The 22,876-nt window shown below is 53.5% G+C and carries 22 protein-coding genes; 12 read left to right on the plus strand and 10 right to left on the minus strand.

Annotated elements, in window-relative coordinates; genetic code table 11:
* The first annotated feature begins 37 nt into the window (after positions 1 to 37).
* The 8 genes from murC to secA all read left to right on the plus strand — a co-directional run bounded on the left by murC (position 38) and on the right by secA (position 10,357).
* A complete protein-coding gene (gene murC / locus EM595_RS03625; protein WP_067427960.1) occupies positions 38 to 1,510 on the plus strand; it encodes a UDP-N-acetylmuramate--L-alanine ligase in 1,473 nt (490 codons plus the stop codon).
* On the plus strand, positions 1,503 to 2,423 hold the full coding sequence (locus tag EM595_RS03630) for a D-alanine--D-alanine ligase (protein ID WP_067427962.1): 921 nt from the start codon (positions 1,503 to 1,505) through the stop codon (positions 2,421 to 2,423). Before murC ends, EM595_RS03630 begins: the two co-directional genes overlap by 8 nt.
* Position 2,424: 1 nt before the next feature.
* Positions 2,425 to 3,267, plus strand: coding sequence for a cell division protein FtsQ (ftsQ, locus tag EM595_RS03635; protein WP_067427963.1), 843 nt, complete (start codon positions 2,425 to 2,427; stop codon positions 3,265 to 3,267).
* A complete protein-coding gene (gene ftsA / locus EM595_RS03640) occupies positions 3,264 to 4,520 on the plus strand; it encodes a cell division protein FtsA (RefSeq protein ID WP_067427965.1) in 1,257 nt (418 codons plus the stop codon). Before ftsQ ends, ftsA begins: the two co-directional genes overlap by 4 nt.
* A gap of 72 nt (positions 4,521 to 4,592) precedes the next feature.
* Positions 4,593 to 5,747: a cell division protein FtsZ gene (gene ftsZ / locus EM595_RS03645; protein ID WP_067427967.1), complete on the plus strand. Its 1,155-nt coding sequence runs from the start codon at positions 4,593 to 4,595 to the stop codon at positions 5,745 to 5,747.
* A 101-nt stretch (positions 5,748 to 5,848) separates the two neighbouring features.
* Positions 5,849 to 6,766, plus strand: coding sequence for a UDP-3-O-acyl-N-acetylglucosamine deacetylase (gene lpxC / locus EM595_RS03650; RefSeq protein WP_067427969.1), 918 nt, complete (start codon positions 5,849 to 5,851; stop codon positions 6,764 to 6,766).
* 291 nt (positions 6,767 to 7,057) lie between these two features.
* Complete coding sequence (gene secM / locus EM595_RS03655) at positions 7,058 to 7,567, plus strand: secA translation cis-regulator SecM (RefSeq protein ID WP_173645390.1); 510 nt, start codon at positions 7,058 to 7,060, stop codon at positions 7,565 to 7,567.
* A gap of 84 nt (positions 7,568 to 7,651) precedes the next feature.
* Positions 7,652 to 10,357 (plus strand): preprotein translocase subunit SecA, encoded by a 2,706-nt coding sequence (gene secA, locus EM595_RS03660; protein WP_067427973.1) that lies wholly within the window; start codon positions 7,652 to 7,654, stop codon positions 10,355 to 10,357.
* Positions 10,358 to 10,858: 501 nt separating this feature from the next.
* Here the strand turns inward: secA and EM595_RS03665 are convergent.
* Positions 10,859 to 11,269 carry a winged helix-turn-helix domain-containing protein gene (locus tag EM595_RS03665; RefSeq protein ID WP_157883842.1) on the minus strand — a complete coding sequence of 137 codons (411 nt, stop codon included), beginning with the start codon at positions 11,267 to 11,269 and terminating at the stop codon, positions 10,859 to 10,861.
* Between the two features lie 196 nt (positions 11,270 to 11,465).
* Here EM595_RS03665 and mutT point away from each other — a divergent pair, with 196 nt between their 5' ends.
* On the plus strand, positions 11,466 to 11,873 hold the full coding sequence (gene mutT / locus EM595_RS03670) for an 8-oxo-dGTP diphosphatase MutT (protein ID WP_067427975.1): 408 nt from the start codon (positions 11,466 to 11,468) through the stop codon (positions 11,871 to 11,873).
* Here the strand turns inward: mutT and yacG are convergent.
* The 3 genes from yacG to coaE are packed head-to-tail and all read right to left on the minus strand — an operon-like array spanning position 11,870 to position 13,444.
* Positions 11,870 to 12,079, minus strand: coding sequence for a DNA gyrase inhibitor YacG (gene yacG / locus EM595_RS03675; RefSeq protein WP_067427977.1), 210 nt, complete (start codon positions 12,077 to 12,079; stop codon positions 11,870 to 11,872). The genes mutT and yacG overlap by 4 nt on opposite strands.
* Before the next feature lie 11 nt (positions 12,080 to 12,090).
* Complete coding sequence (gene zapD, locus EM595_RS03680) at positions 12,091 to 12,831, minus strand: cell division protein ZapD (protein WP_067427978.1); 741 nt, start codon at positions 12,829 to 12,831, stop codon at positions 12,091 to 12,093.
* On the minus strand, positions 12,812 to 13,444 hold the full coding sequence (gene coaE / locus EM595_RS03685; protein WP_067427980.1) for a dephospho-CoA kinase: 633 nt from the start codon (positions 13,442 to 13,444) through the stop codon (positions 12,812 to 12,814). The genes zapD and coaE overlap by 20 nt, the downstream gene beginning before the upstream one ends.
* Positions 13,445 to 13,635: 191 nt before the next feature.
* On the opposite strand from coaE, the gene EM595_RS03690 reads away from it, so the two are divergent.
* Positions 13,636 to 14,676, plus strand: coding sequence for a GMP reductase (locus EM595_RS03690; protein WP_067427982.1), 1,041 nt, complete (start codon positions 13,636 to 13,638; stop codon positions 14,674 to 14,676).
* 56 nt (positions 14,677 to 14,732) lie between these two features.
* Here the strand turns inward: EM595_RS03690 and hofC are convergent, their stop codons facing one another.
* The 4 genes from hofC to nadC form a co-directional block, all read right to left on the minus strand.
* On the minus strand, positions 14,733 to 15,929 hold the full coding sequence (gene hofC, locus EM595_RS03695; protein WP_067427984.1) for a protein transport protein HofC: 1,197 nt from the start codon (positions 15,927 to 15,929) through the stop codon (positions 14,733 to 14,735).
* Positions 15,922 to 17,316 (minus strand): type II secretion system protein GspE, encoded by a 1,395-nt coding sequence (gene gspE / locus EM595_RS03700; protein ID WP_067427986.1) that lies wholly within the window; start codon positions 17,314 to 17,316, stop codon positions 15,922 to 15,924. Before gspE ends, hofC begins: the two co-directional genes overlap by 8 nt.
* A gap of 2 nt (positions 17,317 to 17,318) precedes the next feature.
* Positions 17,319 to 17,759, minus strand: coding sequence for a prepilin peptidase-dependent pilin (ppdD, locus tag EM595_RS03705; RefSeq protein WP_067427988.1), 441 nt, complete (start codon positions 17,757 to 17,759; stop codon positions 17,319 to 17,321).
* Between the two features lie 203 nt (positions 17,760 to 17,962).
* Positions 17,963 to 18,853, minus strand: coding sequence for a carboxylating nicotinate-nucleotide diphosphorylase (gene nadC / locus EM595_RS03710; RefSeq protein ID WP_067427990.1), 891 nt, complete (start codon positions 18,851 to 18,853; stop codon positions 17,963 to 17,965).
* Positions 18,854 to 19,052: 199 nt separating this feature from the next.
* Between nadC and ampD the strand changes: the two genes are divergently transcribed.
* Both ampD and ampE read left to right on the plus strand, forming a co-directional pair.
* The gene (gene ampD / locus EM595_RS03715; protein ID WP_067427991.1) at positions 19,053 to 19,634 is read left to right on the plus strand and encodes a 1,6-anhydro-N-acetylmuramyl-L-alanine amidase AmpD; all 582 of its coding nucleotides are present in this window, start codon (positions 19,053 to 19,055) and stop codon (positions 19,632 to 19,634) included.
* On the plus strand, positions 19,621 to 20,475 hold the full coding sequence (gene ampE / locus EM595_RS03720) for a beta-lactamase regulator AmpE (protein WP_067427993.1): 855 nt from the start codon (positions 19,621 to 19,623) through the stop codon (positions 20,473 to 20,475). The genes ampD and ampE overlap by 14 nt, the downstream gene beginning before the upstream one ends.
* Here ampE and EM595_RS03725 read toward each other — a convergent pair.
* Together EM595_RS03725 and EM595_RS03730 are read right to left on the minus strand one after the other, a co-directional pair.
* Positions 20,472 to 21,425, minus strand: coding sequence for a glycoside hydrolase family 43 protein (locus tag EM595_RS03725; protein WP_067427995.1), 954 nt, complete (start codon positions 21,423 to 21,425; stop codon positions 20,472 to 20,474). The two genes, ampE and EM595_RS03725, sit on opposite strands and share 4 nt — an antisense overlap.
* Positions 21,422 to 22,834: a glycoside-pentoside-hexuronide (GPH):cation symporter gene (locus EM595_RS03730; RefSeq protein ID WP_067427996.1), complete on the minus strand. Its 1,413-nt coding sequence runs from the start codon at positions 22,832 to 22,834 to the stop codon at positions 21,422 to 21,424. Before EM595_RS03730 ends, EM595_RS03725 begins: the two co-directional genes overlap by 4 nt.
* Between the last annotated feature and the right edge of the window lie 42 nt (positions 22,835 to 22,876).

A 22,876-nucleotide genomic window follows, 5' to 3' on the forward strand; every position in this document is an offset into this window, starting at 1 on the left:
CGTTCAGGCACATGCTGAAACAGGTAATCAGGTAAAGATGAATACACAACAACTGGCAAAACTGCGTACTTTCGTGCCCGAGATGCGACGTGTCCGGCACATCCATTTTGTTGGCATCGGTGGTGCTGGCATGGGCGGTATTGCTGAAGTGTTGGCTAACGAAGGCTACGAGATCAGTGGCTCCGATTTAGCCCCCAACGCGGTAACCCAGCATTTAATTAATCTGGGCGCGACCGTGTTCTTTAACCATCGTCCGGAGAATGTCTCGGGCGCGAGCGTGGTGGTGATCTCCAGTGCGGTTTCGCAGGATAACCCCGAAATTGTTGCCGCCCGTGAGGCGCGCATCCCGGTGATTCGCCGCGCTGAAATGCTGGCTGAACTGATGCGTTATCGCCATGGCATTGCCGTCGCCGGCACGCACGGTAAAACCACTACCACCGCGATGGTATCCAGCATTTATGCCGAAGGCGGACTGGATCCGACCTTTGTAAACGGTGGATTGGTTAAGGCCGCCGGCACCCATGCGCGCTTAGGCAGCAGCCGCTATTTGATCGCCGAAGCAGACGAAAGTGACGCTTCCTTTCTCCATCTGCAGCCGATGGTGGCCATCGTCACCAATATCGAAGCCGATCATATGGATACTTACCAGGGCGACTTCGAAAATTTAAAGCAGACCTTTATTAACTTCCTGCATAACCTGCCTTTTTACGGTCGTGCGGTAATGTGTGTGGATGATGCGGTAATCCGCGAATTAATTCCGCGCGTCGGGCGTCACATTACTACTTACGGTTTCAGTGACGATGCCGATGTTCGTATCGAGAACTATGAGCAGCATGGCGCACAGGGCCATTTTTCGCTGGTGCGTCACGATAAACCGCGTCTTAATGTCACGCTGAATGCGCCAGGCCGCCATAACGCCCTTAATGCGGCGGCATCGGTTGCTGTAGCGACCGAAGAGGGCATCGAAGACGAAGATATCCTCGCCGCGCTGGAGAGCTTCCAGGGTACCGGACGCCGCTTTGATGTGCTGGGCGAGTTTCCGACCGACGTCGTTAATGGCTGTGCCGGTGCTGCCATGCTGGTGGACGATTACGGCCATCACCCTACCGAAGTGGATGCCACCATCAAAGCAGCTCGCGCGGGCTGGCCTGAGAAAAAACTGGTGATGATTTTTCAGCCGCATCGCTATACGCGTACCCGCGATCTCTACGACGATTTTGCCAACGTGCTGTCGCAGGTGGATGTGCTGCTGATGCTGGATGTCTATTCCGCTGGCGAAACCCCGATTCCTGGCGCTGATAGCCGGGCGTTGTGCCGGACGATTCGCAGTCGTGGCAAAGTTGACCCGATTCTGGTCCCCGATCACGATGATGTCGCCGCGATGCTGGCGCCGGTGCTTTCCGGCAACGATCTGGTGATGGTTCAGGGCGCGGGTAATATTGGTAAAATTGCCCGTACGCTGGCAGAACATAAACTGATTCCGCAGGTTAAGGAGGAGCATCATGGCTGAGAAAGTCGCAGTATTGCTGGGTGGAACGTCTGCGGAGCGCGAAGTTTCTCTTAACTCCGGTAACGCGGTGCTCGCTGGCTTAAAAGAAGCGGGTATTGATGCGCATGCGGTTGATATTCGCGATGTGCCGGTATGGCAACTGAAAGAGCAGGGCTATCACAAGGCGTTTATCGCTCTTCACGGACGCGGTGGCGAAGATGGCACGCTGCAGGCAGCGCTGGAATTTCTGAACATTGCTTACACCGGCAGCGGCGTAATGGCATCGGCGATCAGCATGGACAAGCTGCGCACTAAGTTGTTGTGGCAGGGTGCCGGGTTGCCGGTATCGCCTTACATTATGCTGTCGCGCAGTGAGTGGGACGCAGGCCTCACCGAAGAGACCACGGCAAAAATTTCTGCGCTGGGCTTGCCGCTGTTTGTTAAGCCGAGCCGCGAAGGATCAAGTGTCGGTATCAGCCGGGTAAACGAGCAGGAGGCACTGCCAGCGGCTCTCGATAATGCATTTTTGCATGACGATGAAGTGCTGATTGAGCAATTTCTGAGCGGTGCGGAATATACCGTCAGCATTGTGGGTGAGACGCTGCTACCTTCTATTCGTATCCAGACTGCTAATACGTTTTATGACTATGAAGCCAAGTATCATTCTGATGAAACGCAATATTTTTGCCCAAGTGGCTTATCGGCTGAACGCGAAGCGGAACTGGCAGCGATCGTGCTGAAAGCCTGGCGCGTGCTCGGTTGTAGCGGCTGGGGCCGGGTTGACGTCATGATGGACGGCGCTGGCAATTTTCATCTGCTGGAAGTTAACACGTCGCCCGGTATGACCAGCCATAGTCTGGTACCAATGGCGGCAAAACAGGCAGGAATGAGTTTCTCCGCGCTGGCCGCCCGTATTCTGGAGTTGGCCGACTGATATGTCCCAGGCGGCTTTGAACGTAAGGAATAAGGAAGCGCAGGAGAAAAAAGCGCGAACCGGTCGCAGCAATGGCTCGCGACTGGCGGGTATTATTTTTTTGCTGTTGGTGCTTGGCACCATCGCCTTCGGCGGCTTTGTGGTGTTGAAGTGGATGAACGATGCTTCGCGACAGCCGCTGTCGAAGCTGGTGGTGACCGGTAAAATTCACTACACCAAAGATGATGACATTCGACAGGCGATTCTGGCGCTGGGCGCGCCGGGCACCTTTATGTCGCAGAACGTCGATGTTATTCAGCAACAGATTGAGCGTTTACCCTGGATTCAGCAGGTTAGCGTACGCAAACAGTGGCCCGACGAATTAAAGATTCATCTGGTGGAATACGTGCCAGTCGCACGCTGGAATGATTTACATATGGTTGATGCTGAAGGGAAATCGTTCAGCGTACCGGCCAGCCATGTCGGCAAAGAAACATTGCCGATGCTTTATGGTCCGGAAGGCAGCGAGTCAGAAGTGTTGGCCGGATATCATCAGATGGATCAGGTGATTAAAGCGGACAAGCTTACGTTAAAAGCGGCTTCTATGACGGCGCGCCGCTCATGGCAACTGGTCACCGGCGACGACATTCGTCTTGAGCTGGGACGCAGCGATACCATGAAGCGTTTGAACCGATTTATTGAGCTCTATCCGGCTTTGCAACAGCAGGCAACCGCAGAGAGCAAACGCATCGACTACGTCGATCTGCGTTATGACTCTGGCGCTGCCGTAGGCTGGGCTCCGGCATTTATTGAGCAACAGGATAGTCATCAGCAACAGAATCAGGCACAGGCTAAACAACAATGATCAAGGCAACGGACAGAAAGCTGGTAGTAGGTCTCGAAATTGGCACCGCGAAGGTTGCCGCCCTGGTTGGGGAAGTTCTGCCCGATGGTATGGTCAATATTATTGGCGTGGGCAGTTGCCCTTCGCGCGGTATGGACAAAGGCGGCGTAAACGATCTTGAGTCGGTGGTGAAATGCGTTCAGCGCGCCATCGATCAGGCCGAACTGATGGCAGACTGCCAGATTTCTTCGGTTTACCTCGCATTATCGGGTAAACATATCAGTTGCCAGAATGAAATCGGGATGGTTCCGATTTCCGAAGAGGAAGTGACGCAGGAAGATGTGGAAAACGTAGTGCATACCGCTAAATCGGTACGCGTGCGTGATGAGCATCGTATCTTGCATGTTATTCCTCAGGAATATGCGATCGACTATCAGGAAGGCATCAAAAATCCGGTGGGACTCTCCGGCGTGCGTATGCAGGCCAAAGTTCACCTGATTACCTGCCACAACGATATGGCGAAAAATATCGTGAAGGCAGTAGAGCGTTGCGGCCTTAAAGTGGATCAGCTTATTTTTGCCGGCCTGGCCTCCAGCTTTGCCGTGCTGACAGAAGATGAACGTGAGTTAGGCGTCTGCGTAGTGGACGTTGGCGGTGGCACCATGGATATTGCGGTATACACCGGCGGCGCGCTGCGTCATACCAAAGTCATTCCTTATGCAGGAAATGTGGTAACCAGCGATATCGCTTACGCTTTTGGTACGCCACCAACCGATGCTGAAGCGATTAAAGTGCGCCATGGTTGCGCGCTTGGCTCTATTGTCGGTAAAGATGAAAACGTTGAGGTGCCGAGCGTCGGTGGACGACCGCCACGCAGCCTTCAGCGGCAGACGCTGGCAGAAGTGATTGAGCCGCGTTACACCGAGTTGCTAAATTTAGTAAACGAAGAGATTTTGCAGCTGCAGGAACAGCTCCGTCAGCAAGGTGTTAAGCACCATCTGGCGGCCGGTATTGTCCTTACCGGCGGCGCAGCACAGATTGAAGGTTTGGCAGCATGCGCCCAGCGTGTGTTCCATACGCAGGTGCGTATTGGCCAGCCTTTGAACATCACCGGGCTAACAGATTATGCGCAGGAGCCGTATTACTCAACGGCGGTTGGCTTGCTGCACTATGGAAAAGAGTCGCACCTTAACGGTGAGGCTGAAGTGGAAAAAAGAGCGTCAGTTGGCAATTGGTTTAAGCGGATTAACAGCTGGCTAAAAAAAGAGTTTTAATTTTAGTAAAAGGAGATCATGCTAAGCACTGTTTATGATCTCCAGGCGACAGGCACATAACGGAGAGAAATTATGTTTGAACCTATGGAATTAACCAATGACGCGGTGATTAAAGTCATCGGCGTCGGCGGCGGCGGCGGCAATGCCGTTGAGCACATGGTACGCGAGCGTATCGAAGGTGTGGAATTCTTCGCGGTAAACACCGATGCGCAGGCATTGCGCAAAACCGCAGTTGGCCAGACCATTCAGATCGGTAACAACATTACAAAAGGTCTGGGCGCGGGTGCGAATCCGGAAGTAGGGCGCAATTCGGCAGAAGAAGACCGTGAAGCCCTGCGTGCGGCGCTTGAAGGCGCTGACATGGTGTTTATTGCAGCTGGTATGGGCGGCGGCACCGGTACGGGTGCAGCCCCTGTTGTAGCTGAAGTCGCTAAAGATTTGGGTATTCTTACCGTTGCGGTGGTCACCAAGCCTTTTAACTTCGAAGGCAAAAAACGTATGGCGTTTGCTGAACAAGGCATCGCTGAGCTTTCCAAGCACGTTGATTCCCTGATCACCATTCCAAACGACAAGCTGCTTAAAGTGCTTGGCCGTGGCATCTCACTGCTTGATGCATTTGGCGCGGCGAATGACGTGCTGAAAGGCGCGGTACAGGGTATCGCTGAACTGATTACACGTCCTGGCCTGATGAACGTCGACTTTGCTGACGTGCGCACCGTAATGTCCGAAATGGGCTACGCGATGATGGGTTCTGGCGTTGCCTGTGGCGAAGATCGCGCTGAAGAAGCGGCTGAAATGGCAATCTCCAGCCCACTGCTGGAAGATATCGACCTGTCTGGTGCGCGCGGCGTGCTGGTTAACATCACCGCTGGTTTCGACCTGCGTCTGGATGAGTTCGAAACCGTAGGTAACACTATCCGCGCCTTTGCTTCCGACAACGCAACCGTGGTGATCGGTACATCTCTGGATCCAGAGATGAACGATGAACTGCGTGTGACCGTGGTCGCAACCGGTATTGGCATGGACAAGCGCCCTGAAATCACGCTGGTGACCAACAAGCCAGCCAGCCAGCCGGTAATGGATCATCGCTACCAGCAACATGGTATGGCGCCGCTGCCGCAGGAGCAAAAACCTGCTGCTAAAGTCGTCAATGACCAGGCTGCTCAGAGCAATAAAGAACCCGATTATCTTGATATTCCTGCGTTTTTACGTAAGCAGGCTGATTAAGAATAACCTGAGAATTGGGCTTCTCCGCTCTTTGTGCTAAAGTGTTCGCCCGCTGGTAACGTATACTGGCGGTCGGATGAGTAATTTTGCGAGATAATGCGATGATCAAACAACGGACATTGAAACGTATCGTTAATGCGACTGGTGTTGGTTTACATACCGGCAAAAAAGTCATGTTAACGTTGCGCCCTGCGCCGGCTAACACCGGGGTCATCTATCGTCGCACTGACTTGAATCCACCGGTTGATTTTCCGGCTGATGCAAAATACGTGCGCGACACCATGCTGAGTACTTGCCTGGTGAACGATGAAGGCGTGCGTATTTCAACGGTTGAGCATCTTAATGCGGCTTTGGCCGGTCTAGGCATTGATAACATCATTGTGGAAGTTGATGCGCCTGAAATTCCTATTATGGATGGCAGTGCGGCACCTTTCGTTTATCTGTTATTAGATGCAGGCGTTGAAGAGCTTAACAGTGCGAAGAAATTCGTACGGGTTAAACAAGCGGTGCGCGTAGAAGATGGTGATAAATGGGCTGAAATTAAACCGTTTAACGGTTTTTCACTCGATTTCACTATCGATTTCCAGCACCCGGCAATTGATGCCAGCTCACAGCGCTATCAGATGAATTTCTCCGCTGAATCTTTTATGCGTCAGATCAGCCGGGCTCGCACTTTTGGCTTTATGCGTGAGATTGAATACCTGCAATCACGTGGTCTGTGCCTGGGCGGCAGTTTCGATTGCGCTATCGTGGTAGACGATTTCCGCGTATTAAACGAAGACGGTTTACGCTTCGAAGATGAATTTGTTCGCCATAAAATGCTTGATGCCATTGGCGATCTGTTCATGTGTGGCCACAATATTATCGGCGCGTTTACCGCCTTTAAATCAGGTCATGCTCTGAACAACAAATTACTGCAGGCCGTTCTGGCCAGACAGGAAGCTTGGGAATGGGCAACCTTCGAAGATGAAGCTGAACTGCCACTGGCATTTAAAGCACCTAATTTAGTTCTGGCATAAGCCTGAACATCTGAACGACGGGTTCACGGGCAACCTCTCTCCGGCCTCTGAACCCGTCGTTTTTTATTGTCTGTTAGTTAACGCCTCCGCCATTCTCTCCGCCCTAATCAACTGCTGCTTTGCTGAACAATAATCTGGCTAATTCCGCTTTATGATTAATATCTTGAGATGTCGACGCTGCGCATTGATGATACTATTTGCCCCTAATTTCAGGTTGGTAAGCCACCGTGCATGCCAACAGTAACAGGCTTTAACAGCGCGATGCAGTCTGCATCGACTTGGTGGAACAGAGTGATCGGCATCTTTCAACGTTGGCGACAATTGGGTAAGCGCTATTTCTGGCCTCATCTCCTGCTGGGGATGGTTGCGGCCAGTTTGGGCCTGCCTGCTGCCAGCGCACAGAATCCCGATCAAAACAGCCTACGCCAGTCGCCCGCTAAAAGCCTGGCCATCGGCAATGTCGTACGATTTAACAGCCTTGCTCTGCTGGAAAGCGCACGCAAACCCAACTTCAGCGTCGATTACTGGCATCAGCATGCCATCCGCACGGTTATTCGTCACCTCTCTTTTGCGCTGACGCCACAGCGACTGGCTGATGTTGAGCAGGCCTTACCGCTGGCAGTACAAAAACATGCGTTAATCGATTCGCTCAATGCGTTATTAACGCATCAGCCGGTTTATACCGCTCATCGTAACGCCATTGCAGCGCCTTTGCCTTTGGCCATCAATACCTTTGCCAGCGGACTGTGGCTGTCGCAGATTCGTGGTATCCGCGCCGGACCTCATCTCTTTCTTAGCTAACTGAACTCTGCAGAGCCTTCTGCTAACGATAAAAAAACCAGTATAAAACCGCAGCAATGTGGTCGGAAAGAGACTTAATTTACTATGTTAATCAAATTACTCACCAAAGTTTTTGGCAGTAGCAACGATCGTACGCTTCGCCGTATGCGTAAAGTGGTTGAAACCATCAACAAGATGGAACCCGAGTTTGTAAAACTGTCTGATGAACAGCTCAAAGCCAAGACCGACGAGTTTCGTGCGCGTCTGGCAAAAGGCACCTCCCTGGAAGAGTTAATTCCTGAAGCCTTTGCCACCGTTCGCGAAGCCAGTAAGCGTGTATTTAACATGCGTCACTTTGACGTCCAGCTGCTCGGCGGTATGGTGCTGAATAACCGTTGCATCGCGGAAATGCGCACCGGTGAAGGTAAAACCCTGACCGCCACACTGCCTGCTTATCTGAACGCACTCACTGGCAAAGGCGTACACGTTATTACCGTGAACGACTATCTTGCCCAGCGCGATGCAGAAAATAACCGTCCGCTGTTTGAATTCCTCGGTCTGAGCATTGGTATCAACCTGCCAAATATGCCTGCGCCGGCCAAGCGTGAAGCATATGCGGCCGATATTACCTACGGCACCAACAACGAATATGGCTTTGACTATCTGCGTGACAACATGGCATTCAGTCCTGAAGAGCGCGTACAGCGTAAGCTGAACTATGCGCTAGTGGATGAAGTTGACTCCATTTTGATCGATGAAGCGCGCACGCCGTTAATCATCTCCGGTCCGGCTGAAGACAGCTCTGAACTCTATATCAAAGTAAACAAAATCATTCCGCATCTGATTCGTCAGGAAAAAGAAGATTCCGACACCTTCCAGGGTGAAGGCCACTTCTCCGTCGATGAAAAAGCGCGCCAGGTGCACCTGACCGAGCGTGGACTGGTCGCCATTGAAGAGCTGCTGGTGAGCGAAGGGATCATGGAAGAGGGTGAATCGCTCTACTCGCCGACCAACATTATGCTGATGCATCATGTCACCGCCGCATTGCGCTCACATGTGCTGTTTACTCGCGATGTGGACTACATCGTGAAAGATGGTGAAGTGATCATCGTTGATGAGCACACCGGCCGTACCATGCAGGGACGTCGTTGGTCAGATGGCCTGCATCAGGCTATCGAAGCAAAAGAAGGCGTTGAAATCCAGAACGAAAACCAGACGCTGGCTTCCATCACCTTTCAGAACTACTTCCGCTTGTACGACAAACTGGCAGGCATGACCGGTACCGCCGATACCGAAGCATTTGAATTCAGCTCTATCTACAAGCTGGATACCATTGTGGTGCCAACCAACCGGCCGATGGTGCGTAAAGATCTGCCTGATTTGGTCTACATGACCGAAAAAGAGAAAATCGACGCGATCATTGAGGATATCCGCGAGCGTACCGCGAACGGCCAGCCCGTGCTGGTGGGTACCATCTCGATTGAAAAATCAGAGGTGGTTTCTAATGAGCTGACGCGTGCAGGTATCAAACACAACGTTCTTAACGCCAAATTCCACGCCCGTGAAGCGGACATCGTTGCACAGGCAGGCCAGCCGGGCGCGGTGACCATCGCTACCAACATGGCAGGTCGTGGTACCGATATCGTGCTGGGCGGCAGCTGGCAGTCAGAAATTGCCGAGCTGGCCGATCCGACGCCAGAGCAAATCGCAAAAATTAAAGCTGACTGGCAGGTTCGCCACGATGCCGTTCTGGCTTCAGGCGGCCTGCACATTATCGGCACCGAGCGCCACGAATCTCGTCGTATTGATAACCAGCTGCGCGGTCGTGCCGGTCGTCAGGGCGATCAGGGTTCATCACGCTTCTATCTGTCGATGGAAGATGCGCTGATGCGTATTTTTGCCTCCGATCGCGTTTCTAACATGATGCGTAAACTGGGTATGAAGCCAGGTGAAGCGATTGAACACCCATGGGTGACCAAAGCGATTGCCAATGCGCAGCGCAAAGTGGAAAGCCGTAACTTTGATATTCGTAAGCAGCTGCTGGAATACGATGACGTTGCTAACGATCAGCGCCGTGCTATCTACAGTCAGCGTAATGAGTTGCTTGATGTTTCTGACGTCAGCGAAACCATCAACAGTATCCGCGAAGATGTGCTGAAAACCACCATCGATACCTACATTCCACCGCAGTCGCTGGAAGAAATGTGGGATGTTGCCGGCCTGGAAGAGCGTCTGAGAAACGATTTCGATCTCGATCTGCCGATTGCACAATGGTTGGATAAAGAGCCGGATCTGCATGAAGAGACGCTACGCGAACGTATCATGAGCGAAGCCATAAAAGCCTACGCCGCGAAAGAAGAGATTGTCGGCACCGAAATGATGCGTAATTTTGAAAAAGGCATCATGTTGCAGACGCTGGATTCATTGTGGAAAGAGCATCTGGCCGCGATGGATTATCTGCGTCAGGGCATCCATCTGCGTGGCTATGCACAGAAAGATCCTAAGCAGGAATATAAGCGCGAATCTTTCGCCATGTTTGGCGCCATGCTGGAATCACTGAAATATGAAGTGATCAGCACGTTGAGCAAGGTTCAGGTACGCATGCCGGAAGAAGTGGAGCAGATGGAGCAGCAGCGTCGCGAAGAAGCTGAGCGCCTGCAGCAGCAGCAGCAGTTAAGTCATGTCGATGATGAAACCGTTGAGGCCGCTGAACTGGCGACGCAAAGCGGCGAGCGTAAAGTAGGACGTAATGATCTTTGCCCATGCGGTTCCGGTAAGAAATACAAGCAGTGCCATGGCCGTCTGGCATAATCCTGACCCGGCATAAGCACCTGAGAAAAAGCCAGCGCAAGCTGGCTTTTTTATTGCCGTTTTTAAACCTGTTTTTTGCTTTATCGTTTTATCGCAATAATAACCTGGTGGCCGCTCGTTGATTTTGCTTACATGACACGGGCTTGTTAACAGCACTGGCTTTAACGCCGTTATCTGCTCATTTTTTCCGTAATGGTTTATTTATGTTAATGCGATTAACGGCGTCATCAATGAGGTTGAATGAAGTTCTGAGCAGGAGAATACCTCGTCTCTGCCGCATTTTTTATATTTAACCGGTACATTATTTATCGATATCAGGCTACCTGTCGCCTTTTGTTTAGCGCGCAAGGCATTGCCATATGGTCATGGTTTATCGGTCAAATAAGATGTGTGCTCACGCAGATCAATGCTTTCAGGCTGATGCCATGCCAGTAAGTAACAGCATGAAATTCGGCTGGAAAGCTAATTACTTCAATGGCTTGGCTTGTCAGGTTGGCAAGATTATCTCGCGAGATCATGCCTGGCGATCTCTTCCATGAGCTTAGTATTAAAACGAATGCCATAGCAGGGAACGGTAATTAATAGCTTTTCTGATAATCCATACCGCTTTAGTAACGCGCGGCTTTGAAATATGAGCTGATGATAATTATTGTCGCCTATCCTCAGATGATTTTCATGCCACACAGTGGCGATGATACTTTTTTTACGGTTGATATTGAAAAACATGCAATAAAAAAGCCGCTTCTGTGCCTCATTCAGGGGGATAACTTGGTTGGCGGGATGATAGGTCAGCGTATTCATAACGCCATCAACCGAAAGAATATCTTTAAACGTCGCGCACTGCATTCCGATAATGTCTGCGCTATTAGTGGTGCCATCCGAAGATGCTTTTATCGGTGCTAAGGTCATCATATTCAGTGTTCGGTATATATCATGTTCATCCAGATTCAACAGGCAGATTAACGTTTTGCAGCGGCACCAGCAGCAAGACCTGTCTTGTTCAGTGGTGAATTCCGGCTTCAAACGAATTGAAAGATAGAGACGCATTAACAATGACTTACTCATGCTTTAAGATGGGCTTTATGACGTATCTCAGGAGTCTCTATCCATGAAGCACTTACAGGTCGCGGTCGGCGTTATTCGCAACGCCAGCCATGAAATTTTTCTTGCGCAGCGTTCATCAAGCTCGCATATGGCAAATATGTGGGAGTTTCCCGGCGGAAAAATCGAGTTGGGAGAGAGCGCGCAGCAGGCGCTGGTGCGTGAGCTGGCTGAAGAAACCGGTATTGAGGTGACGCAGGCAGAAGCCATCGGCTCTGCCGATCACACCTATGAAGATGTGCGGGTTACACTGCATTTTTTCCTGGTGGAACAGTGGCAGGGTGAACCCTGGGGTCGGGAAGGGCAGCCACAACGTTGGGTTAAGCAGGCTGAGTTGGTAGCGGAAGAGTTTCCGCCGGCCAATCATGCGCTTATCGCCCGTTTACGTCAGGAAGCCGCCCAGTTAGCGAACTAGTCGTCGTTACGCGGCTCCAGCTCGCTCCAGTCATCGCTATCGGAGAGATCGTTATTGCTGGCAATACGTTTCTCTTCGTTAGCCCATTCGCCTAAATCGATTAGCTGACAACGTTTGCTGCAAAAGGGACGCCACGGGCTTAGCTCATCCCAAATCACCTCTTTTTTACAGGTTGGACAGTTAACGATGGTCACGTCTTTTTGCATCTTATTAATCCTTAACAACAGGCGAGCCCAAAATCGAGCCGCGCCGGTACTTCACCATGCTCGCTATCAAGCGGCAGAAAACGAATAGCATAACGACTTTTATGACCCGATACCTGCGGATAGAGCGAATCCTCCAGCGTCAGCTGCAAACGCAATAAATCTGCGCCTTCGGCATTATCCTGGAAAAAACCGTTCAGGCTGGTGTGGGTGCGAAAGGTCGCCGATTGACGAATCAGGTCGAGAATAATGGTTAGCGTATCACTGAGCGGACTCAACGAAGCGAGCCAGATGTCCACTTGACGATCGCGCTGAGCCTGATCGATATGCAACCAGATGTGCAGCGTTGGCAGATCAAAACTGCAGCAGCCGCCGGGTATGCTCAGCCGCTGACGCACCAGCGCAATCAGGCGGTCTTCCCGCAGCAGTTGTCCAATGCGCGGCGCCGCCAGCAGTTGACTTGACTGCGCCTTCAACCGGTCGCGCAGCTGTTCCACCACTGCCATATCGACGCCAGGCACATCAGCCCAGGCGAGCAGCTTCTGCTGTTGACGCTCCAGCTCTTTGGTCATTTCCGTACGCAACTCTCCCCGATCGAACACATCCAGCAGATCGCCCATGTTGCGGAAAAAGGTCAGCGCGGTGAGGTGATCGGCGATGTAGCGGCTGCCCTGAAGTTGCGCCAGCAGAAATTCGATGCGCAGCCAGGTGCGCATTTTCTCATTTAATGGGTGCTCAAAAAGAATGTTGGTCATGCTTCTGATCCTGTTTTGCTGCTGCCAGCGCCAGATAGCGCTGATGCAGTTCAGCAACGCGCGGCAATACCGATTCCGGCGTGCCGTTATTATCAATAATGTCGTCCGCCACGGCGAGTCGTGCTTCTCGCGTCGCCTGAGCGGCAAGAATATTTTGCGCCTGTTCCAGACTGACGTTATCGCGCGCCAGTGTGCGCTGTAGTTGGATTTCACGATCAACATCGACCACCAGCACGCGGTCAGCTTGATGATAAAGATGATTCTCCACCAGCAGCGGCACCACCCACAAACGCCAGGGTGAGTGGCAAAGCGCCAGCTGACGCTGCGTTTCCTGCTGAATCAGCGGATGCAGCAGCTGATTTAACCAGGTTTTCTCATCGGGTGAACTAAAAATAATCTCACGCAGGCGGCTGCGGATAAGCTGACCCTGTTCATTCACTATCTGAGCACCAAAACGTGCCTCAATAGCAGCCAGTGCGGGCGTGCCGGGCTCAACAACCTGGCGGGCGATAATATCAGCGTCGACCATATCGACACCAAGATTGACAAAGGCATTCGCGATGGTGCTTTTGCCGCTGCCGATGCCGCCGGTAAGCGCAACCGTATATGACATAACCTGTGTGCTCGCTGGTTGATGACTGCAAAAGGTGAGAACGGCCACACTGCAGATGTAGGGAAAAATATTAACGGATTGTAGCGTAAATCCCGCAAATCTCGCACTCTTGTCATGCCGTTTTTGGCGCGTATGATAACGTCACTGGAGCGGGCGTATTTGCCAGTTTTGCCACTAACCAGGAAATCTCCATGCGTATTGAAGAAGATATCAAGCTCGGCTTTAAAGATGTGCTAATCCGGCCTAAACGCTCAACGTTGAAAAGCCGATCGCAGGTTGAGCTTGCCCGCGAGTTTACCTTTAAACACTCCGCAATAACCTGGTCAGGCGTGCCTGTGATTGCCGCGAATATGGATACGGTGGGCACCTTTACCATGGCTGAAGCGTTAGCGGCTTTTGATATTCTCACCGCGGTACACAAACACTACAGCGTTGAGCAGTGGCAGGCCTTTGTGCAGCGCGTGCCGGAAAGTGTGCTCAGCCACGTTATGGTTTCCACGGGGACTTCTGAAGCTGACTTCCTCAAGCTGAAACAGATCCTTGCACTTTCGCCACGCCTGAACTTTATCTGCATCGACGTTGCCAACGGCTATTCAGAGCACTTCGTTGAGTTTTTACAGCGTGCGCGTGAAGCCTGCCCGGGAAAAACCATCTGTGCGGGTAACGTAGTCACCGGCGAGATGGTGGAGGAGCTAATTCTTTCCGGCGCGGATATTGTCAAAGTCGGTATTGGCCCCGGCTCGGTCTGCACCACGCGTGTCAAAACCGGCGTCGGTTATCCGCAGCTTTCCGCGGTGATTGAATGTGCCGATGCCGCTCATGGGCTCGGCGGGCAGATCGTCAGTGATGGCGGATGCGCCGTGCCAGGCGATATCGCGAAAGCCTTTGGCGGCGGGGCCGATTTCGTCATGCTGGGCGGCATGTTGGCAGCGCACGATGAGTGTGAAGGCACGGTGGTGGAAGAGCAGGGTGAACAGTTTATGCTGTTTTACGGCATGAGCTCTGAGTCAGCAATGAAACGCCATGTTGGCGGTGTGGCGCAGTATCGTGCAGCTGAGGGTAAAACGGTGCGTCTGCCGTTGCGCGGACCGGTTGAAGAGACGGCGCGCGATATTCTCGGCGGCCTGCGTTCTGCCTGTACTTATGTCGGCGCAGAAAGGCTTAAAGAGCTGACCAAACGTACTACCTTTATTCGCGTCAATGAACAGGAAAACCGCGTTTTTAATCGCTGATATTGCCTGTTGCGGGCTGGTGAGCATCTTGCTTTCACCAGCCCGGATTAACGTGCTTAATGCAACGCATCGCCCAGTCCAAAAATGGGCAGATACATGGCGATAACCAACACGCCAACAATCACCCCGATCACCACCATCATCAATGGCTCTAATGTGGCCGCCAGCTTATCCGCCTGCTCATGGGTTGAGGTTTCATGCCATTCAGCAAGGCGAGTTAACAGGGTATCCAGCGCACCTGCCTCTTCGCCAGACTTAATCAGCTGATAGCAGAGTGGCGTGAACAGCGAGCCCTGAATCGCCTGATGCAACGGCATACCACCGGAAATGTGCTGCTGAATGGCAACGATCTCTTCGCGCCAGATCGCCTGATCCAGCGTTTTTTCCACCGCCTGCAGACTTTGTAATAACGTTAGCCCGGCACTTTGCGTCAGGCTCAGGGTAGTGAAAATGCGGCTTAGCTGGCTGCCACGATACAGTGAAGATATCAACGGCAGCCACAGCAGCAGTCGCTGCTCCCGGCGTCTTACTGAAACAAAGCGTTGCCGCTGGCGACGCCAGACAAGGAGTAAGGCGCTCATGGAAGCGGCCAGCGGTAAAAATGCTGACTGTAGCCATTCTGAGAAGCCCATTACCGCAGCGGTAAAAGCGGGAAGAGGCGAGTCAAAAGAGTCATAAATTGCGACAAACTCCGGTAATACAAACAGCAGCATGCCGCCGCTCACCGCACCAGCAACCAACAAAATAAACAGCGGATAGCGCAACGCTTTGATGACTTTTTTCTGCAGCTGTTGCTGCCGCTCCTGTTGACCCGCCAGCTGCTGACAACAGCTATCGAGTTGACCGGTGACTTCGCCTACCTGCATCAGCGCAGGAAACAGTGGGCTGAAGATGGTTGGCCATTGTTGCAGCGCAGTGGAGAAGGGATCGCCACGTGAAACCTGCTCCTGTAATGCGGCAATCAGAGCACGCCAGCCCGCATGCGGATGCCCTTCACCAATCAGACGCAAAGCATCGGCCAGCGTCATGCCTGCCTGCAACAGCGTGGCAAGCTGGCGAATGAAGTTGATTTTCTGATCGCCTTTCCACTGGGCGGCGCGATAGCGTTTCTGCTGGCGACAACCAATCGGCAGCAGATCTTTTTCTATCAGCCGCATGACGGCCTGTTGCCGATCGGCAGCCAGCATTTCGCCCTGATGCAGCGCGCCGTTATCGTCCATAGCCTGCCAGCGAAACAGTACGCAGTCAGCCATGCTCAATGCCTACAATGCGATTCACCTCATCCAGTGAGGTTTCGCCGCGGCTGACCGCCAGCAACCCCTCGCTGAACAGATTGCGCATGCCCTGCTGCTGCGCCAGTACCAGCAGCTGATCCGCTGAGGCTTCTGCAGCAATAGCGTTCTGCATCTTGCCGTTAATCGGCAGCAGTTCAAACAGCGCCAGCCGACCGTAATAGCCGGAAAAGCAGTGATCGCAGCCGGGGGCGCGCCAGGTTTGTAGCGTGCCGGGCCAGACCGCCGGAGGAAAATGTGCCAGCGCCTCCGCTGGCTGACGGCAGTGCGCACACAGCCTGCGTACCAGGCGCTGCGCAATAATTAACTTTAGCGCTGAACCCAACAGATAACCGGGGATCCCCATCTGTCCAAGGCGCGTCAGCGTTTCGCTGGTGGAGTTGGTGTGCAGCGTGGAAAGTACCAGGTGACCAGTCTGCGCGGCTTTGACCGCAATCTCCGCCGTCTCCGCATCGCGTATTTCGCCGACCATAATGATATCGGGATCCTGACGCAGCAGGGATCGCAGCACCAGGTTGAAATCAAGTCCGGCGCGAGTATGAATCTGTGTCTGATTGATACCTGCCAGCGGGATTTCAACCGGATCTTCGACGCTACAAACATTTTTCTCGGGCTGGTTGAGTGCGCTAAGGCCGCTATAGAGGGTGAAGGTTTTGCCGCTGCCGGTTGGGCCGGTTACCAGAATTAATCCCTGAGGTTTTGCCAGCGCCTCGCGATAGAGACGAAGCAGCGGGGCGGGCATGCCCAGTTTCTCCAGGGCAACAGAATGCGCTTCGCTTTGCAGCAGTCGCACCACGCACTTCTCGCCATAGCGGGTCGGCAGCGTTGACAGCCGAAAGGAGGCGCTCTTCTCTGTCAGCGTAATGCTGAACTGGCCGTCCTGCGGCAAACGTCGCTCGGCTATATCCAGACTGGCAAGGATTTTCAGACGGGCGATTAATCCTGCGGGTGCCACATCCGGCAACTGGGTCAGAATTTGCAGCACGCCATCAATGCGCAGACGAACGCGCAGGCCATGCTGCTGCGGCTCAATATGTACATCGGAAGCCCGGCGTTGGATAGCCTGAGTGAGTATCGCCTCAACGGCATCAATCGCCGATTCTGCTGGTGGCTGTTCACGCACGGCGTCAGGATTGGCACAGGGGGCATATTGCTCAAGCCGGGCAGGCGGCCACTGTTCAACCTCAACGCGACACTGCGTGGCAAAGCGCAGCGCTTCGGTCATCTCTGCAATGGATGAGGCGTCCTGCGCAATGGCCACGCGCAACATCTGCTCATCGTGATGCAGAACCACTGCGCGATATTGCTGGCAGAGCATATCCAACGGACGACGGGTAGACGTTTTCATGCTCATCCCTGCTTATCGTCGAAGCGGAACACATTGAGGCAGTTATCCTGCAAGCTGCTGTTGTCACTGGTGCAGGCGCGTTGCCAGCTCATCTGCCCCTCATTGCTGTTCCAGAGCGGGCTCATCACCACATTCAATCCGCTGAGGCTTTCCTGCCCGGTTAGCGTAATGGCTCCGGCATTTACCGCCACGCTGGCGACATAACGTGAACCTTTTGCTGCCGGAATACCGTTCTCGCCAGCATTACAGTTAGCGGTTGCGCCACGCTCAATGGTGCAGAGCTCTACTGCCGTTTTATAGGGCACCATGGTTTGCAGCATGTCAGTCAGGGCGGCGCGCTGCAGGTAATTCTGATAGGCCGGCAGGCCAATGGCGCTGAGTATGGCGACAATGCCAATGACGATCATGAGTTCAATCAGGGTAAATCCGCGTTGCATTTCCATAGCCATCTCCTCCGTTGTGGTAGAGCGCTATGCTGCAATAGCGCCCGGCAGGCAGCCACAGGGGAAAATCCATGCTGGAAGCGCTGGCGCAAAGAAAATTCACGTTTTACATGGGATGAGAAAAGTTGCCGAGCCAGCGCACAAATTTTTCAGAGAGGGAGACAGAAAAGCCATCCTGCAGGATGGCCTGTACCGATAAAGCGTTACTGAAAGCGCATGGAGAGATCCAGCGCCCGCACATGTTTGGTCAGAGCGCCAACCGAGACGAAATCTACGCCAGTGGCGGCGATAATCGGTAACGTCGCTTCCGTAACGTTGCCTGATACCTCCAGCAGCGCGCGCTGCTGATTCTGCTCCACCGCCTGACGCATCATGTCGGGTGTGAAGTTATCCAGCATCACAATATCGGCCCCGGCATTCAGCGCCTGTGCCAATTCATCAAGCGATTCAACCTCGACTTCCACCGGCACATCGGGATGCAGCCATAGCGCTTTTTCCACGGCCTGCGCAATTGAGCCCGTGGCGATAATATGATTTTCCTTAATCAAAAACGCATCGGCCAATCCCAGACGATGATTGCTTCCGCCGCCGCACAGCACGGCATATTTCAGCGCGGTGCGTAGTCCAGGCAGCGTTTTGCGCGTATCCAGCAGTCGCGTTTGGGTTCCGGCCAGCAGCGCCACATAACGAGCCACTTCCGTTGCCACACCGGAAAGCGTTTGCACAAAGTTTAGCGCGGTGCGCTCGGCGGTGAGAATGATGCGCGCGGGTCCATGCAGGGTAAAAAGCACCTGATTGGCCAGCAGTCTGTCGCCATCGTCAACCTGCCACTGAATGCTGACCTGGTGACCCAGCTGAGCAAACACCTCTTCGACCCAGCGTTTACCACAGAAAACGCCTTCTTCGCGGGTAATTACCGTTGCCTGAGCCACTTTATCCGCAGGCAGAAGCAGGGCAGTCAAATCGTTATCAGCATCGATTGTGCCGCCAAGGTCTTCACGCAGGGCCAGCTCTACGGCAGGGGGGATATCGTTGCCAATGCGGCTCAGCAACGCAGTTTTACGGCTGTCATGATCATAGCGGCGGGCGGTCATATCCCTCTCCAGACGGAAAAATAAGCGGATACTGTAGTGTTTTTACCCGCCGTCTGCCAGCAGAAAACGCCATTTTGTTTAGTATCCTTAACAATGCGTTGTGTCATGTGAGAAGGTGCTGCTGTTGGGCTATTCCTGCCAATAATTTGCCAGGCAACCATGCTACTCTTTCAGCGTGACGTTGATTAAGGAGTAACGCATGCAGTTGCAGCAGGGCTGGATTGATGAAGCCAGAAAGGTGGAATCTCCGCATTTTAACGAGCGTCCCGCTAACGAAGCCCCTTCGTTACTGGTTGTCCACAACATCAGTTTACCGCCCGGAGAATTTGGTGGCCCGTGGATTGACGCGCTTTTTACCGGCACCCTCGATCCCGCTGCGCATCCCTACTTTGCTGAAATACATCAGCTTCGCGTCGCCGCACACTGCCTCATCCGTCGGGATGGCGAAATCGTGCAGTATGTGCCTTTTAACGCCCGGGCGTGGCACGCCGGTGCCTCCTGTTTTCAGGGGCGTGAAAACTGCAATGATTTCTCGATGGGTATTGAGCTGGAGGGCACTGACGATGTGCCTTATACCGAAGCGCAATATCAGGCGCTGGTGCGCGTTACGTTACTCCTGATGCAACACTATCCGCTGACGCTGGAACGTATCACCGGCCACAGCGATATCGCCCCGACGCGTAAAACCGATCCGGGTCCTGCTTTTGACTGGCCATACTTCCGCCAGTTGCTGACACATTCACTTCATGACTCACGGAGCATTCGGCATGACGCTGTTTAGCCTGTTACTGGTTTTAGGTTGGGAACGCTTGTTCAAAGTCGGCGAGCACTGGCAGCTTGAGCATCGGCTGGAGCCACTGTTTCGCCATCGCCGCCGTTTTTCACTGCTGAACACGCTGCTGATGACCCTGCTGGCCATGGCGGTGGTCTGGATCTGCATTCTTGGGTTGAAAGGTATACTGTTTGGCATACCGCAGCTGCTGTTTTGGATGGCGATTGGCCTGCTCTGCATTGGCGCGGGCAAGGTACGTTTGCACTATCACGCTTACCTGAAGGCAGCGACGCAGGGCGATCATCACGCGCGCGATACCATGGCCGAAGAGTTAACGCTGATTCACGGCGTACCGCCTGAGTGTTCGGAAGGGGATTTTTTGCGTGAGCTACAGAATGCGCTGCTGTGGATTAACTATCGCTTCTATCTGGCTCCGCTGTTCTGGTTTGTTATCGGCGGTGCCTGGGGACCGGTACTGCTGATGGGCTATGCGTTTTTGCGTGCCTGGCAAGGCTGGCTGGCCCGTCGACATTCTCCGCTGGAGCGTGCGCAGTCAGGTGTGGATGCCATTTTACACTGGCTGGACTGGATTCCGGTGCGCCTGGCGGGTGTCGCTTATGCGCTGTTAGGGCACGGCGAAAAAGCGCTACCCGCCTGGTTTGCTTCACTTGGCGATCGGCACCGTTCGCAATATCAGGTGCTGACCAGCCTGGCGCAGTTTTCACTGGCGCGCGATCCGCACCTTAGCGCGGTACAAACTCCGCGCGTGGCGGTCAGCCTGGCAAAAAAAGTCTCGTTGGTGCTGGTGGTGGTGGTTGCCCTACTGACCATCTACGGTGCGCTGGTTTAAGGTGAATCCGCTGGCGGCACGCCGAAGTCTGGCATGCCGTCGGCGCGCCAGGCGAAGGGCTTAATGCGGGTGTGCCGGTTGGGATCCCACAGCGGATCGCCTTCGATTTCCGTATAGTTGCGCGCGTGGTAAACCAGCAGCGGTTGACCCTGTTCATCGGTAGTAAAACTGTTGTGCCCCGGGCCAAACTGTTGGTTCTCCCAACTGGTGGTGAATACCGGATCGGCGGATTTATGCCAGTTGTCCGGGTTCAACAGATCGGCATCTTCATCAATCCACAGCAGACCCAGCGCATAATTTTCATCGGTGGCGCTGGCGGAGTAGGTGACAAAAAGTCTGCCGCCGTGAACAATCACCGCTGGCCCCTCATTCACCAGAAATCCGCGACATTCCCACTCAAATTCAGGTTTGCTGAGCATCACCGGCGGTCCTTTCAGCGTCCATGGGTTTTCCAGTTCAGCCAGATAGAGGTTTGAATTGCCTGCGATGGCCGGATCCTTTTGCGCCCACAGATACCAGTTTTTACCCTGATGATGAAAGCTGGTGGCATCCAGCGAAAAGGAGTCTATCGGCGTGTGTACCCGACGCGGCGGCTGCCACTGGCTGGCTACCAGCGGATCGTCGTGGTCGCTAACCAGCGCATACATGCGATGTTGAAACAGGCCCTCTTTGATTTCGCGCCCAGGAGCAGCGGCAAAGTAGATAACCCACTGCTGGCCGAAGCGGTGCAGTTCAGGCGCCCAAATCAACTCGCTCAGCGGCCCGCTGTGATCTTTCTCCCACAGCGTAACCGGTTCAGCTTCACGCAGGCCCATCAGGCTGTCGGCGGCGCGCAGCTCCAGCCGATCGTACTCCGGCACCGAAGCGATAAAATAGTAGTGGTCTTTATGGCGCATAATCTGTGGATCGGCGCGCTGAGGTATAAAGGGATTGGGTAGATGAAGGCTCATTTTACCTCTCCAGGTTTAATGGTGGCAGCGTGGCTGGGGCGAATCTCGTGCAACTCGCGAAAATTCTCCCGACGTAGCGCCAGATCCTGCTGAATGGTATGCATCAGGCGATTATCCACTTTCAACAGGCGAACGACACCCGCAGTAATCAGATAGCCAACGGCGGGGATAATGGTAAACATCAATACAATACCGTGCAGCGTATCGCCAGACTGCTGTTTTGCACCGGCGTCGTAACCGTACCAGGAGAGCAGGAAGCCCACCAGCGCGCCTGCGACCGCCAGTCCGACCTTAAGGAAAAACAGGTTGCCGGAGAAACTGATGCCGGTGCTGCGCTTGCCGGTTTTCCACTCGCCGTAATCGTCAACGTCGGCCATTAATGACCAGTGCAGCGGTGATGGGATCTGATGCAGGATATTCAGTACAAAATAGGCGGCGACCACCAGTGTGGTGGCATGAGGATTGAGCCAGTAGAATCCGCAGGAGAAAATGGCGAGCAGAATATTGGTCCAGAAAAAGACCTTGAGTTTGCACCAACGGTCGGTCAGCACCTTGGCCAGCGTACTGCCAATCATCATGCCAACCACGCCGAGGCTGATAAACAGCGTAGCGAAGTGGGTCGACTGACCCATTACCCATGTTACGTAATACATGGTGGCTGCCATGCGAATGAAGCCGGGGCAGACGTTACAGAAAGTCAGTAGCAGCATGCGCACCCACTGGTCATTTTTCCAGACGTCGCGCAGATCGTTTTTCAAATCGTCGTTGTTTGGCACCGCCGGGCGAATACGTTCACGCACGGTGGCAAAACAGAACAGGAACATAAAGAAGCCGATCAGGGCCAGCACGCTCATCGCCATCTGATAACCGCGCGCCTTGTCGCCCTGACCGAACCAGTCGACCAGCGGCAACAGTGACAGCGATAAAATCAGCGTGGCCACGCCGACCATCACAAAACGGTAAGACTGACAGGAGACGCGCTCATGCGGATCGTTAGTAATCACGCCGCCCAGAGAACAGTAAGGAATACTGATGGCGGTGTAGGTCAGCGACATTAAAAAGTAGGTCACAAAGGCATAAATGACTTTGCTGTTGTAGGTCCATTCCGGCGTGGTAAACATCAGTACGCTGAACAACACATAGGGCAGCGACATCCACAGCAGCCAGGGGCGAAAACGTCCCCAGCGACTCTGCGTACGATCGGCAATGGCGCCCATAATCGGGTCAGTGACCGCATCCAGCACGCGAACCGACAGCAGCAGGCCGCCGACCAGCGCCGGTGCCAGGCCAAAAATGTCGGTGTAAAAATAGGTGAGGAATAACATGATAGCGCCATTGATCATGTTGCAGCCGGCATCGCCCATGCCGTATCCGAGCTTCTCCCGGAATGTTAAAGCCGATCCTTTCATGGATAAATCCTCTTCCGCAAATGGTAAGCGGAGATTATCTAT

Origin of the sequence: Duffyella gerundensis, assembly GCF_001517405.1 — a bacterium.
In the GTDB taxonomy this organism is placed as follows: Bacteria; Pseudomonadota; Gammaproteobacteria; order Enterobacterales; family Enterobacteriaceae; genus Duffyella; species Duffyella gerundensis.